This is a genomic window from Nostoc sp. 2RC, from assembly GCF_014222165.1.
Classification (GTDB): Bacteria; Cyanobacteriota; Cyanobacteriia; order Cyanobacteriales; family Nostocaceae; genus Nostoc; species Nostoc linckia.
The window spans coordinates 1-14,083 of the sequence record NZ_JACKZU010000036.1 but is presented as its reverse complement, the minus strand read 5'-3'; the positions used below and the strand labels follow the sequence as shown (position 1 = coordinate 14,083).

General features: G+C 47.7%; 18 protein-coding genes. 17 read left to right on the top strand and 1 reads right to left on the bottom strand.

Annotation, left to right across the window (positions count from 1 at the left end; all coding sequences use genetic code 11):
• Positions 1–167: 167 nt before the first annotated feature.
• Positions 168–1,088, bottom strand: a complete 921-nt coding sequence (locus GNE10_RS06650; protein ID WP_185564185.1) for an AraC family transcriptional regulator — start codon at positions 1,086–1,088, stop codon at positions 168–170.
• Between the two features lie 201 nt (positions 1,089–1,289).
• Between GNE10_RS06650 and GNE10_RS06645 the strand changes: the two genes are divergently transcribed.
• The 17 genes from GNE10_RS06645 to GNE10_RS06570 all read left to right on the top strand — a co-directional run bounded on the left by GNE10_RS06645 (position 1,290) and on the right by GNE10_RS06570 (position 13,993).
• On the top strand, positions 1,290–2,195 hold the full coding sequence (locus GNE10_RS06645) for an NmrA family NAD(P)-binding protein (RefSeq protein WP_256091144.1): 906 nt from the start codon (positions 1,290–1,292) through the stop codon (positions 2,193–2,195).
• Between the two features lie 25 nt (positions 2,196–2,220).
• Entirely contained in the window at positions 2,221–2,859 is a 639-nt protein-coding gene (locus tag GNE10_RS06640) for a nuclear transport factor 2 family protein (RefSeq protein ID WP_185564184.1), read from the top strand.
• Between the two features lie 63 nt (positions 2,860–2,922).
• Positions 2,923–3,657, top strand: coding sequence for an SDR family oxidoreductase (locus GNE10_RS06635; RefSeq protein ID WP_185564183.1), 735 nt, complete (start codon positions 2,923–2,925; stop codon positions 3,655–3,657).
• 234 nt (positions 3,658–3,891) lie between these two features.
• On the top strand, positions 3,892–4,449 hold the full coding sequence (locus GNE10_RS06630) for a DsbA family protein (protein WP_011316791.1): 558 nt from the start codon (positions 3,892–3,894) through the stop codon (positions 4,447–4,449).
• Positions 4,450–4,636: 187 nt separating this feature from the next.
• Positions 4,637–4,819, top strand: a complete 183-nt coding sequence (locus GNE10_RS06625) for a hypothetical protein (RefSeq protein WP_096553026.1) — start codon at positions 4,637–4,639, stop codon at positions 4,817–4,819.
• A 420-nt stretch (positions 4,820–5,239) separates the two neighbouring features.
• Entirely contained in the window at positions 5,240–5,821 is a 582-nt protein-coding gene (locus GNE10_RS06620) for a nuclear transport factor 2 family protein (RefSeq protein WP_011316792.1), read from the top strand.
• A 162-nt stretch (positions 5,822–5,983) separates the two neighbouring features.
• Positions 5,984–6,739 carry an SDR family oxidoreductase gene (locus tag GNE10_RS06615; protein WP_011316793.1) on the top strand — a complete coding sequence of 252 codons (756 nt, stop codon included), beginning with the start codon at positions 5,984–5,986 and terminating at the stop codon, positions 6,737–6,739.
• A 17-nt stretch (positions 6,740–6,756) separates the two neighbouring features.
• On the top strand, positions 6,757–6,909 hold the full coding sequence (locus GNE10_RS06610; RefSeq protein WP_153228381.1) for a hypothetical protein: 153 nt from the start codon (positions 6,757–6,759) through the stop codon (positions 6,907–6,909).
• Positions 6,906–8,825 (top strand): alpha/beta fold hydrolase, encoded by a 1,920-nt coding sequence (locus GNE10_RS06605; protein WP_185564182.1) that lies wholly within the window; start codon positions 6,906–6,908, stop codon positions 8,823–8,825. Before GNE10_RS06610 ends, GNE10_RS06605 begins: the two co-directional genes overlap by 4 nt.
• A 65-nt stretch (positions 8,826–8,890) precedes the next feature.
• Positions 8,891–9,049: a hypothetical protein gene (locus GNE10_RS35345; RefSeq protein ID WP_221642753.1), complete on the top strand. Its 159-nt coding sequence runs from the start codon at positions 8,891–8,893 to the stop codon at positions 9,047–9,049.
• Positions 9,050–9,079: 30 nt separating this feature from the next.
• On the top strand, positions 9,080–9,214 hold the full coding sequence (locus GNE10_RS35785; protein ID WP_255449157.1) for a hypothetical protein: 135 nt from the start codon (positions 9,080–9,082) through the stop codon (positions 9,212–9,214).
• Between the two features lie 31 nt (positions 9,215–9,245).
• Positions 9,246–10,154, top strand: coding sequence for an alpha/beta fold hydrolase (locus tag GNE10_RS06595; RefSeq protein ID WP_306660007.1), 909 nt, complete (start codon positions 9,246–9,248; stop codon positions 10,152–10,154).
• A 436-nt stretch (positions 10,155–10,590) separates the two neighbouring features.
• Positions 10,591–11,256 carry a hydrolase gene (locus GNE10_RS06590; protein ID WP_185564181.1) on the top strand — a complete coding sequence of 222 codons (666 nt, stop codon included), beginning with the start codon at positions 10,591–10,593 and terminating at the stop codon, positions 11,254–11,256.
• 133 nt (positions 11,257–11,389) lie between these two features.
• Positions 11,390–11,620 (top strand): AraC family transcriptional regulator, encoded by a 231-nt coding sequence (locus GNE10_RS06585; RefSeq protein WP_153228519.1) that lies wholly within the window; start codon positions 11,390–11,392, stop codon positions 11,618–11,620.
• Between the two features lie 35 nt (positions 11,621–11,655).
• Positions 11,656–12,024, top strand: a complete 369-nt coding sequence (locus GNE10_RS06580) for a cupin domain-containing protein (RefSeq protein WP_185564180.1) — start codon at positions 11,656–11,658, stop codon at positions 12,022–12,024.
• Positions 12,025–12,027: 3 nt separating this feature from the next.
• The gene (locus GNE10_RS06575; RefSeq protein WP_185564179.1) at positions 12,028–12,363 is read left to right on the top strand and encodes a salicylate esterase; all 336 of its coding nucleotides are present in this window, start codon (positions 12,028–12,030) and stop codon (positions 12,361–12,363) included.
• Between the two features lie 73 nt (positions 12,364–12,436).
• Positions 12,437–13,993, top strand: coding sequence for a GMC family oxidoreductase (locus tag GNE10_RS06570; protein WP_185564178.1), 1,557 nt, complete (start codon positions 12,437–12,439; stop codon positions 13,991–13,993).
• Positions 13,994–14,083 lie beyond the last annotated feature (90 nt).

The window sequence follows — 14,083 nt, the reverse complement described above, 5'->3', positions numbered from 1 at the left end:
CCTTAGAATTTCACTGATCTGATGAACCGCGAAGCGCAACGAGTCGCCAGTCCAGGGACTAAATTTGTTGCAGTTACTGCTCCTTCGGACCCAAATACATTGGCACTCGCACCACCCTTGCCATCGCTAGCCATGCTGTGGTCGATGGATAACTAGCCAATCTTCGCTCAAGCTGTCCGTAACCGTTCAATGTCTCGAATGGGCGGCGCACCGAACAGGCGCGAATATTCCCGGCTAAACTGTGACGGACTTTCATACCCCACCTGGTAGGCAGTAGAGGTCGCATCGAAATCCTCAGCGAGCATCAGACGACGCGCTTCTAACAGTCTTAACTGCTTCTGATACTGAAGCGGACTCATCGAAGTGACTTGCTTGAAATGCTGATGGAACGACGAAGTAGACATCCCGATCTGACTCGCTAAATCCTCGATCCGCATCGGCTTGGTAAAATCAGATTTGATTTGTTGAATCGCTAAAGCAATTCGCTGCATATTACTGCCGGATGTGGCAATTTGACGCACGGCTTCCCCTTGTTCACCCAACAGCAGATGGTAATAGAGTTCACGAATCATCAACGGTGCCAGCATGGAGATGTGTTGCGGAGTGTCTAAGAGCTTGACGAGGCGAAGGGCACACTCCATCAACGCTGGATCGACGTTGCTAACCGATATACCTCGAATAGAGTTTTCTGGCTTTGCCGAACTGGTACCCATTTGGGCAACCATCTCACACAATTGCATCAAGTCTAAGTTCAGCTTCAGCCCCAAATACGGCTTGTCAGATGTCGCCTCAGTCACAAAGCCACTCAGCGGTAAATCAACGGAGACGACAAGATACTGCATTGCCCCATACTGATACATCTCCTCACCCAGAAATGCTTTTTTCTGACCTTGAACGACGATCGCCAGGATGGGTTCATACACGCTATGAGGTGCGGTAGATACTGTATCTGAGCGCGCAAAGTCTAATTGCTCGATCGCCGTGGGTTGGATAATGTTGCCGCTGGATTTGGTATGCCGCACGATCCGTGTGGCGATTTCTTGGCGGTAATCCGCGATTATGTCAGGGCGAGAGATTGCGACTGTCATAGCAGAGACTCGACTAACTCAATACCTTACAGTTGACATTATACAATCTCTGCAAACGATCGCTCTGGAGAATTAGGCAATCATCGGATAGGTTTGGGCATTTCAAGAACAGCTTTTCCAACCTATGCTGAACTTACACGAATAGACAAGATGAGGATCAGGCAATGATGCAAGAAGGCAAAAATCGCCTGAGTGACCGGAATGATTAATGAGCAGGAGAACCTTATGTATGTAGTTTTTGGAGCGACGGGACAGACAGGTTCAGCAGTGGCTAACGCTTTGCTTGAGAGAAATTTTCCAGTGCGCGTTGTCTTGCGCTCTGATAAAGCTGCCAGTACATGGCGAGAGAAAGGTGCAGACGTAGCGGTTGCCGAAGTCACTGATGTCGAAGCGATGACCGCCGCGATGCGTGAAGCGGATGCCGTCTATGTGATGAACCCACCTGCTTACAACGTCAGCGATATGTTTGCGCTGGCAGAACAGATCGGCGAGTGTTATGTTGAAGCCCTTACAAACGCTGATGCACGGAAGGTCGTGTTACTGTCTTCGGTTGGTTCACAGCACGCTTCCGGTACGGGCAACATTTTGACGACCCATATTTTAGAACGCATGTTGGGCAACTTGGCAGTTCCCGTCACAGTTCTGCGAGCGGCATCGTTTATGGAGAATTGGGGGAGTGCCGCCGCGATCGCTGCCGAACAAGGGGTACTGCCCAGTTTTTTTGCTCCACTCGATCGTCGGCTGCCTATGGTTTCGACCGAAGACATCGGGCGCACTGCGGCTGAAGCCATGATTGAAGACTGGAAAGGTCAGCGCATCATCGAACTGCATGGTCCGATCGACTACTCACCAAACGATGTCGCTGCTGCTTTTGCCGCTGTGCTTAACCGTAATGTACAGGCAATTGCTGTTCCCGAAAGCGACTGGCAAGCAACAATTTCCAGCTTTGGCTTTTCACCTGAAGCCGTCAACAGCTACAGCGAGATGATGCGCGGTTTCAACTCTGGTCATATCGTCTTTGAAAGTAGCCCAGAGATAGAAACGCGCACCGGACAAACTGCAATAGAAGCTGCTGTTGATAGATTGACTGGAAGCAAATCCAAGTAAAAATTAGCTTGAGGAGATTGAAATAGTGCGTTATTTAAGTCAAATTTTCACGGGAGCAGGACTGATTGGGCTGTTGGCTATTCCGGTGATGATGCAAGCTCGCGCGAAGGCAGAGATTCAATCGAATGTGACTGCATTTGAGTCAAGTGATTACTCGACAGCGTTGAATCAGCAGTCCTCTCTGGTTCAGCCTTCAGCGATCGCAGACTTATCCCAAGCAACTGCGTCTAATCCAGCAGATGCACAAGCAACTCAGATGATCGAGCAACGCAACAAAGCAACTGTCCAGCAGTCTTTCGACCAATGGCGCAACGGAACTGGCAGTGCATTTGATCTGCTTGCTCCGGATGTAACCTGGACAATTACTGGGACGGGTGCAACTGCGGGCACATATCGCAGCCGACAAGCATTACTCGATCAAGTCGTTAGCCCGACCAGTGCCCGACTATCAACTCCAATCGTCCCGACTGTACGCGGCATCTGGGCGGATGGCGATATGGTGATCGTGCTGTGGGACGGGGAGGCGACCGCCAGAGATGGCAGAGCGTATCGGAACACCTATACGTGGTATTTCCGCATGAAAGATGACCAGGTAATCGAAGCGATCGCCTTTCTAGACATGAGCAAGTTTACAGAATTGTGGACAAGGGTTTCACCTTCATGATTCAGGAAATGGAAATCAATATTTAGTTCACAGCACTCAACTCGAACAGAAAGGAAAACAACGATGTTAAACATTGAGAACAAAGTCATTGCGATCACTGGAGCCAGTAGCGGGATTGGCGAAGCCACAGCTAAGTTACTCGCTCGAAACGGTGCAAAGGTGCTTTTGGGCGCACGGCGCACCGAAAAGCTCGAAAAAATTGTTGAGGAGATCCACACCTCAGGTGGTACAGCAGAATTCAAAGCCGTAGATGTCACCGATCGAGAAGATGTGAAAGCGTTCATTGGGTTTGCGAAAGACAAGTTCGATCGCGTCGATGTCATCTTTAACAATGCAGGCGTGATGCTTCTATCCCCGATGAATGCTTTGAAGGTCGAGGAATGGGACAACATGATTAACGTGAATATCAACGGGGTGTTAAATGGCATTGCAGCAGCTTTGCCGATTATGGAAGCGCAAGGTAACGGACAAATCATCAATACTGCGTCGATTGGTGCCCATGTGGTAGTACCCACTAGCGCAGTTTACAGCGCTACCAAGTACGCAGTTTGGGCAATCTCCGAAGGACTCCGGCAGGAGTCGAAAATGATTCGCGTCACCGTCATCTCTCCCGGTGTGGTTGAAACCGAACTCGGCTCTGATATCACGGACGAGCCAACAAAAGGCTTCTTGAAAGACCTTCGCAAAGATGCACTCAACCCAGATATGATCGCCAGCGCTGTCCTGTATGCCGTATCCCAGCCGGATGATGTCGATGTCAACGAAGTGATTGTTCGCCCGATCCGCCATATGATGTAGGCAACGGCTCTCGTTCACGTCAGACAGATAGGATTGACCGTGCAATTAAGTTTTGAGTCTAACTTGAGTTAGAGCCTACCTTCTATCTTAAGAAGGAGCGGCTGCTCCATCAAATTACAGCCTAAAAATGTTAACTCACTGTAGACGACAACTAAAACCCAATTGCTTATATTGAATTCATGTGGATTGAGCAAGTGAATCGCAAGGTTCCATGCTTGATACAGATGTAGAAAGATGATCGACGACCATAGTTCCAGTTCTTTAGTTGTGCCAGCTTCAATCCAAGATCACAGTCAAGGTGTGCTAAGTGCCGCCGTGGTATTAGTGATGTATGGGGATTATCAATGTCCTAGAAGTGCAGCCGTTTACAAACTGATTAAAATCATTCGGCAAGAGCTTACGGTTTCTTTTGGAGAGGATTATTTATGTTTTATCTTCCGCCATTTTCCACAGATCCAGATTCATCCCCAGGCACAACGGGCAGCCCAAGCAGCCGTTGCCGCCGCCGCCCAAGGAAAGTTTTGGTTAATGAGCGATACTTTATTTGACCATCAACAAAGGTTGGAGAACGGTTATCTTGTCGAGTACGCCAATGATTTAGGGCTTGACATTCCTCAATTTCTCAAAGAGTTGTCTAAACAAGTGTATGTCGATCGCATCAATGAAGATATCGAAGGCGGAATACAGAGTGGAGTGACGACTACCCCAGCCCTGTTTATCAATGGAATTCGGTACACCGAGCGCTGGAACACGACGGAGTTGATGGCTGCCATGATTGCTGCAAGTTATTAAGTTCCCCGATCTTTGCTCTCAATTCATATCTGACTTGCCTGTAAGTGCTGTAAGCCATCTAATTTTGATGGCTAGATTTTGCCTGTTTCACTGAACAAATTTGCCGCTTTTTGAACCATGCCAACAACTGAATTCCTGCGTATTGATTTAGTGAATTACAAATCGGTATTTCATTGAGGATAGTTCTATGACGCATTCACTAGTACAAGGCAAGAATAATTCTGGGCATGAAGGTACACCTCAGACTGGTTCTCTTCGCGACTCCTCAGTTAATCATGCCCTGATTGCGATCGCGCAAGAAGTCACTGAGTTGCTGAGACAAGTTTACTCAATACAAACTGACGAAATTGAAACAGGAGAAACAGAATGATACTGCAAGATAAAGTGGCGTTAGTCACTGGCGGAACTTCAGGAATTGGTCGTGTAACCGCGTTAGCGTACTCCTACGGGGAAGCAAGCTACGCGTAGCGTTCCGTAAAGCCTGCGGCATAGCTACGCTTAGGGCGCAGCCTCTCGTAGAGAAGGAAAGCTTAACGTTCGCGTAGCGTCTCGCAGAGAAGTTATCGCATTTGGTGCTGCTGGAGCAAAGGTAGTATTCTCAGGCAGACGCGATGCAGAAGGTGAAAAAACTGCCAAACTGATTCGTGAAACAGGCGCTGAATGCTTATACGTCTATTGAAACAAGTTCACTAACATCACAAAAATCTGACAAATCATTTTAAGAATCTGAAAGCAGTCAAGCATTGGAACTCAAGACACTTTAGATAGATAGAACCAGGAGTATTTAATCATGGTCAAAGAGCAAACTGTAGACGGACAAGCTTCTTTACAAGCAACTACCAATTTGACACCAGCCCAGGAGTCTTTGCAAGAACTTTGGGATGAGCATCTGCGGCACGAGTTTGACGCTCACAACACTGAAGATGCTCTCGCCACGATGGTTGAGGATGCTTACGTTAACGGCATTCCGGTAATGATTGGGGGAGTAGGGAAACCAGCACTGCGCGAGTTTTATTCCAAATACTTCATTCCACAGATACCGCCGGACATGGAGCTGACTCCGGTCTCGCGCACAATCGGGACCAATCAACTCGTCGATGAAATGGTGGCTAAGTTCACTCATACCATTCAGATGGACTGGATGCTACCCGGCATTGCTCCGACTCTTAAACGGGTTGAAGTGGCATTGGTAGCAATTGTTCAGTTTCGTGACGACAAGCTAGCCCACGAACATCTCTACTGGGATCAGGCGAGTGTATTGGTTCAACTCGGCATGCTCGATCCGGGTACACTGCCCGTGGTAGGGGTTGACAGTGCGCGCAAGGTACTTGATCCGAGCTTGCCCTCAAACGCACTGATCGATCGCGACTAAGTGTAGGAGCCAGAAAATATCAATGTCTAAACCCGCCATTTTGTAATCAGGATCGTACTCATCCTGGTTGTAGGAGGTGCTTCTTATTGCTGGCCGCTACACGTATTGCTCATTGAGTTTTTGACAAAGTGACACAGCCATTCACAACAAGAGGTAACTATCATGATGCTGAAAGACAAGGTTGCTTTGGTGACTGGCGGAACATCGGGCATCGGTCGAGCAACCGCGATCGCTTATGCCAAACAACAGGCAAAGGTGGTGGTAGTGGGTCGTCGAATAGATGAAGGTGAAGAAACGGTTCGATTGATTCAGGAAGCTGGCGGAGAGGCGTTTTTTGTGCAATCAGATGTCACGAAAGAAGCCGATGTTAAAGCAATGGTTGATAAAGCGGTTGGCGTTTTTGGTCGGTTAGATATTGCCTTTAATAATGCAGGAATGGTCGGCGAAAATCCCTCATTGATTGAGCAAACAGAAGCGGAATACGATCGCATTATGAACGTCAATGTCAAAGGCGTTTGGTTGTCGATGAAATATGAAATTGCTCAGATGTTGAAACAGGGAAGTGGTGCAATCGTCAATACATCATCTGGGGCTGGAGTCGTTGCACTTCCTGGCGTACCCCTCTACACCGCGAGTAAACATGCAGTAGTAGGTTTAACAAAAGCCGCCGCGCTCCAATATGCCAAAGCGGGTATTCGCATTAATGCCGTTGCACCAGGGTCAATCGAAACAGATATGTTTGAAGCAGCTACAGGTGGGCAGGATGAGGTCAAAGCTTATATAACAGGACTTCACCCGATCGGACGAATTGGAACACCGCTTGAAGTTGCAAATGCAGTTCTGTTTTTATCATCTGACATAGCATCGTTCATAACAGGTGAAATGTTGATGGTAGATGGTGGGTTTGTAGCGCAGTAGTCGAACGACAGTGCGAGATGACAACACTTGCAGGCAAAGTTGCACTGGTAACGGGCGGTTCTCGCGGTTTAGGAGCGGCGATCGTAGGGTATGCGAAAGGTGTCCAAGATTCCAAATCTGAGTGTCGAAGTTCAGTCGGAAGAAAATCAAAAAAGAGAATTGTACGATGAAAATACGCTACGGGTTTCGACAGGTCGGCGATGTCGAAGTGTTCTACCGCGAGGCGGGGTCAAGCAATGCGCCAGTGATACTGCTGTTGCACGGCTTTCCGACCGCTAGCCACATGTTCCGCAACCTGATCCCTCTGCTTGCCGATCGCTTTCGGCTCGTCGCGCCGGATCTGCCTGGTTTCGGACAGACTAAGGCACCGCCACGCGGGATGTTCGACTATACGTTCGACCACCTTGCCGACGTAATCGAGGGCTTCGTCGATGCTTTGTCGCTCGATCAATACGTACTCTACATCTTCGACTACGGTGCGCCAATAGGTCTGCGTCTGGCAATGCGCCATCCTGAACGGATATCTGCGATTATCTCGCAGAACGGCAACGCCTACCTTGAGGGTTTCAGTGATGAATGGGGATCGTGGGAGACCTATTGGCGCGAACCGAGCGCAGCGAATCGGGAAGCCTGCCGCTCCTCGCTCACGCCAGACACAATCCGGAATTGGCAGTACGGTATCGGAGCCGATCCAAACCTTTTGTCGCCCGACGGCTACGAACTCGACATCGCCTACATGGGGCGAGCGGGCGCGGAGGAGATCCAGCTCGATCTGATCCTCGATTACCGCAGCAACGTCGCGCTCTATCCAGCCTTCCAGTCCTACTTTCGTGAGTACCGTCCGCCGCTTCTCGCCGTCTGGGGTCGTCATGATCCGGCGTTTCTGCCCGCTGGTGCTGCCGCTTATCAGCGAGATCTCCCGGATGCAAAGATTCATCTGCTCGATGCCGGACATTTCGCGTTGGAGACCCATGCGGAGGAGGTAGCAACGTTGATCCGCGCGTTCCTCGACAGCACGATCGGTTCCACGCTGCGTCTTGAAAGGGAGAACTTACCTAAGCTGAGTGGTATCAAAATTCCGTCACTGTTTATTCTAAATCAAGGAGAGTTGGCACAGATGGAATCTATGAAAGCAGCCGTATTAACTGCGTTTGGTGATGCTGAAAAGTTTGAGATTCAAACTGTTCCCATACCAACACTGAAGGCGAATCAGGTGTTAGTCAGAGTTTGTGCAACCTCGATTAACCCTGTCGATTACCAAACTCGTCGTGGTGATTACAAGGAACTGGTTCAACTACCTGCCATCCTTGGAGTCGATGTTTCAGGGGTGATTGAGGCAATTGGCGAAGCTGTGACTGATTTCAAGGTGGGAGACAACGTATATTACTCGCCGCAAATTTTTGGAGAATTTGGTAGCTACGCTCAGTATCATGTGGCTGATGCAGCGATTGTTGCATTGAAGCCTGCAAATCTATCGCACATTGAAGCAGCTTCTTTTCCGCTTGCAGGCGGAACTGCTTGGGATTGTCTAGTGACTAGGGGCAATCTACAAGTTGGTGAAACAGTTCTCATCCATGCGGGTGCGGGTGGAGTGGGTTCGATCGCAGTTCAACTCGCCAAAGCGATAGGGGCATACGTTTTTGCGACGTGTAGTTCTAGAAACCGAGATTTCGTGACAGAACTGGGCGCAGATCGAGTGATTGATTACAAAAATGAAGATTACGTAGAAGTCATTCGTCAAGAAACAAATGGACTGGGTGTGGATTTAGTTCTAGATACGATCGGTGGAGAAACAATTCAGCGTAGTCTAGAAATCATTCGTCCCTTTGGTAGGCTTACAAGCATTGTAGACATTGCAATACCGCAATCGCTTCTTGAAGCATGGGGTAAAAATCTGACGATTCATTTTGTTTTTTCACCCCAGTACCGAGTAAAATTAGAGGCTTTGACAAAACTCATCGAGCGTCATCAGCTTCGTCCAGTGATTGATTCAGTATTTTCTTGGGATCAGGTCGTTCTGGCACATCAGCGTCTAGAGCAGGGAGGAACACGGGGCAAAATTGTGCTGAAGTTTACAGAAGATTAGACCAGCTTTACAGCGTTAATAATTGCTAAACGGATCGGAGTTTGATTGTGTGCTGAAGGTCAATATTGATTGGAATAGGAGAAACATTGGGAATTGGTAGAGCAACAGCGTTAGCGTACCCCTACGGGGAAGCAAGCTACGCGCAGCGTTCCGTTGGCGCAGCCTCTCGTAGAGAAGGAAAGCTTAACGTTCGCGTAGCGTCTCGCAGAGAAGTTATCGCTTAAAGCATCCAATTGAACAGAGGAGAGATTCAAATGTCAGCCAAAAATAAAGCAATCTTAGAGGTGGCAAACGCGGCGATCGCCCAAGGCAACAATGAAGGATTCTTGTCGTTCATACGCAATGGATGCTTGCCCCATCTTGAAGTCTGCTTAACGCAGCATTGTTAAGACGGTACTCGATCTCTGCATAACAATTGTGATGCAACAGACAAAAACACATCATCAATTTACAACGGAGAAACCTCTCATGCCTTACATTACCGTTGGTCAAGAAAACTCTGCAACCATCGATCTCTACTACGAAGATCTTGGGACAGGACAACCGATTGTTCTGATTCATGGATTTCCATTGAACGGACATTCCTGGGAGAAGCAGGTTTTAGTTTTACTGAATGCAGGATATCGAGTAATTACCTACGATCGCCGAGGATTTGGCAACTCCAGTCAGCCCTCATCTGGCTATGACTACGATACCTTCGCCGCCGATTTGAATACACTCATGACCAAGCTTGACTTGCAAAATACCGTGCTGGTCGGTTTCTCAATGGGAACGGGTGAAGTCACACGTTATCTTGGCAAATACGGCTCAGAGCGGGTGCAGAAAGCCGTGCTGATAGCTCCCGTTCCACCGTTTCTGTTAAAGACAGACGACAATCCAGAGGGTGTTGATCAAAGCGTTTTCGATGGCATTATGAAAGCGATTGTTGACGATCGTCCAGCTTATTTCTCTGCCTTTTTCAAAGAGTTTTTCAATGTTGATGTATTGCTTGGCGATTCTCGTTCCGAGAGGCTTCGCCAACGCATCAGCAATGAAGCAATTCAAGCCAGTTGGAATGTAGCAGTAGGAGCTTCTGCTAAAGGGACTTTGGACTGTGTACCCTCTTGGCTCACCGATTTCCGCGACGATTTGCCCCGCATTGATGTACCAACTCTGATTATTCATGGAGATAGCGATCGCATTTTGCCACTGGAGTCCACCGCAGCAAGACTTCCAAAGCTGATTAAAAACAGTCAACTTGTTGTCATCCCTGGCGGGCCGCACGCCATCAACTGGACTCACGCCGATCAGATCAATCCCTTGTTACTGGACTTTCTTCAGCAGGAATAATCAGTGACCTGCTGAATTTCTGGCTTGTGAAAAAACTGTGTGATTCACCCCTTTGATTCAGACTCATACCAATTCAAAATTCAAAATTAAGAAACCTATCTTTTGTAAAGGTTTCTGGATTTGGGTCTGTATCAAAATCTTAGTGAAATGGTATCACACGCTAGTGGCGTGGCAAGCCTTAAATGTTGCATTAAAACTCTCTTGTGGGATGGGCTTCTAGTAGTCTCGCAAGAAAACTTTGCAAGGTTAATAGCAGCAAAAAAAATCTCTTTCTCCCCCTGCTTGCCCTAGCCTAGAAATTTTGGGTTGGTGAACTACTAGCCCGTCATCTGCTGGCAAGATGCCCACACGACAATAACTTATTTTTGCACTATTTTATCCTTGCCACGCCACTAGGGCGTGTCTAAAAAGTAAACTTGAATGGAGACTTATAGCGATGTCTAAAAATCCAAAAATCGGCTTAGAAGGACTGCTTCGTCCAGAAGATAGCATCCTGGTACTGATTGACCACCAGCCTTATCAGTTCACCAACTTGAACAGCCATGAACCCACGATGATCATTAACAATGTGATTGGTCTTGCTAAATCGGCAAAAGTGTTTAACGTACCCACAATCCTGACCACAGTCATTGAAGAGAGAGGGGGTTACATCATCAAGGGACTACAGGATGTTTTTCCCGATCAAAAACCGATCAACCGCACTTTCATCAATACTTGGGAAGATCCAAACGTTACAGATGTAGTGAAGAAAAGCGGCCGCAAGCAACTTATACTTGCTGCGCTTTGGACCGAGATATGTCTCGCAATGCCAGCAATCCAGGCGCTGGGTGAAGGTTATGAAGTATTCATCGTTACCGATGCTTCGGGCGGTGTTAGTGCGGAAGCTCATGACATGGCGGTTCGCCGAATGGTTCAGGCTGGTGCAGTTCCAATCAACTGGATGGCTGTACTTGCTGAATGGCAACGTGACTGGGCACGCACAGAAACATCTGCGGGTGTATCAGAGATTCTTCTTGAGCATGGCGGTGCTAGTGCAGTGGCCCTTGCATGGGAACTTCAGCTCCTGGCAACAACCCCTCCAGCGACCTCAGGTGGACATTAATACTTGAGGTTTCCTCTACGGAAGCAACAAGTAAAATAGGAGACAGCATTTTGAAAAAGATAAAATACTGTCTCCGTCTCAAGCGTTAGTGATTCATCTGTTGCGCCACTATTCTGAGGTCGTACAAATTATCATGCCTGAGAATAGAAGCTTAACTTACAGCCAATTGCAGCAAGCGATCGATTACATTCATGCTCATCTGAATCGTGATTTATCCTTAGCCGAACTGGTAAGTGTAGTTTACATCAGCCCGACTTACTGTGCAAGTTTGTTTAAGCGAACGATGGGGATTTCGCCCTATCAGTACGTAATTCAACGGCGCGTGGAACAGGCAAATTTCTTCTCCAAAATTTACAGATTTTGAACTTGCTCCGATTGTGTAATTGCAAGCCTAAACTTATGCTGATCCAAAAACTAAACGACTGTGAAGAAATTATCGCTGGAGATGGAACTGTTCTGCGCGAACTGCTTCATCCTGACAAACAAGACATCAACTTGCGTTACAGTTTGGCGTATGCGATCTTGCCTGTTGGCGAAACTTCGATTCCCCATTCTCTAAAGACTTCTGAGGTTTATTACATCATTAGCGGTGTTGGCGAAATGTCGATCGATAGCGAAGTTCGTCGCATTGAACCAGGCGATGCGGTTTATATTCCTCCAAATGCCATCCAGTTACTTTACAACTACGGCGACGAACCCCTTGTTTTCGTTTGTCTAGTTGATCCAGCTTGGCGCAAAGAAGACGAAACGATTTATGCACCAGTCTGATTCATGCAAATCTCACTGCTAGGGATTTGGCGAGAAGCGTTTATCAACGACGCTGACCTCGAACTAGCTCGATCCAGTTACGCACAATTATCGCCCCAACCGTATCAACCGTGGCTTGACAAGTTAGACCTGAAGCAGTTTTACTCGCTGCCCATCCCCAAAAGCTACCTCTACTGTACCGAAGACAACGTCCTCCCTCAAGGCGATTGGGGTTGGCATCCCAGAATGTCTAGCCGCTTGGGACTATTTCGGCTTGTACAAATGCCCGGTAGTCACGAGGTCATGTTTTCTAACCCGGTTAGTTTAGCAGAAAAGATGATTGTGGCAGGATGTGACTAGCAGCAGAATTTGCGATCGCCAACCCACTAATGTCGCCGTCATTCAACAAACAATGACCTGAAAAGGAGAAATCATGACAACTACATACCATCACAGTGCTGCTTTTGATTATATTGTGATTGGCGCCGGTTCAGCAGGCTGCGTTGTTGCCAACCGTCTTACAGAAGACCCTAATACTAAAGTATTGCTGCTCGAAGCGGGTGATCCTGATACCAAGCCAGAACTTCAAGTTCCCTCATTGTGGCCTACTACACTCTTAGGCTCGGAAGTGGACTGGGCATACTTAACTGAAGGGGAACCTTACTTAAATAACCGCAAAATTTTATCTTCACGCGGTAAAGTCTTGGGCGGCAGCAGTTCGATTAATGGCATGATTTATATACGAGGCAATGAACGTGACTACAATAGCTGGCAAGCGTTAGGTAATATTGGTTGGAGTTATCAGGATGTCTTGCCTTACTTCAAGAAATCGGAAAACCAGCAGCGGGGAGCATCGTTATTTCACGGGGTTGATGGACCACTTAGTATCACAGATCCACTTTCTCCTGCAAAAGTGTCGCAACGCTTTGTGGAAGCCGCGATCGCACAGGGCTATGAGCAAAATCCCGACTTTAATGGCGTACAGCAGGAAGGTGCAGGACTTTACCAAGTGACCGTGAAAGATGGCAAGCGCCAAAGTACAGCAGTGGCATTTCTGCGTCCGATTAAAGATCGCCCCAACTTGACCATTCAAACAGGAGCATTGGTGACTCGTTTACTCTTTGAGGGAAAGCGTGCAGTAGGGGTAGTGTATGTTCAAAATGGAACGGAGTATCAAATCAGGGTCAACTCCGAAGTGATTTTGAGTGCTGGCGCCTTCGATTCTCCTAAACTGCTCATGCTTTCTGGAATTGGATCTGCTGAACATCTGCGGGCAGTAGGCATTCCTGTAGTTTTTGATTTGCCGGGTGTCGGCCAGAATCTTCAAGATCACCCACTTGCTGTTATTGCCTACCAGTCTACTCAGGACGTACCCCTTGCGCCAAGTAGTAATGGGGGAGAGGCTGGGTTATTTCTGCATACCAACAATAATTTAGATGCGGCACCTAATTTGCAATTTACAATTGTTCCGATTTTATATGTCGATCCTGCCTATGCACGTGAAGGTCCGGGATTCACCCTTACCTTTTACATCACCCGTCCCGAAAGTCGTGGTAGTGTAAGACTACGTTCCTCCTCCCCCTTCGACCCACCGTTGATTCGCGTCAACTATCTTCAGAAAGAATCTGACATGCAACTGATGGTTGAAGGACTTAAAATTTTGCGTCAAATTGTGTACTCCGATGCGTTTAATGAGTTTCGGGGTGAGGAAATTGCTCCAGGGAGTTCCGTGCATAGCGACAAAGCAATCGAAGATTATATTCGGCAAACGTGCGGTACGGGATGGCATCCTGTTGGGACGTGCAAAATGGGTATTGATCAAATGGCGGTTGTCGATCCTCAACTCAAGGTACGGGGGATTGAAGGGTTACGAGTTGTTGATGCATCGATTATGCCAACTATGATCACAGGAAACACAAATGCATCGGCAATTATGATTGGAGAAAAGGCTGCCGATTTGATAAAAGTTGGAACAAAATTGCCTCAATGATGGTGAAAGCCTCAGAGGATGTTTGGAAAGTATTAAACAATTCAGTTAAGCCAGTCTTTTAAGCATTAACCGAATCATTGCTACTTGTAC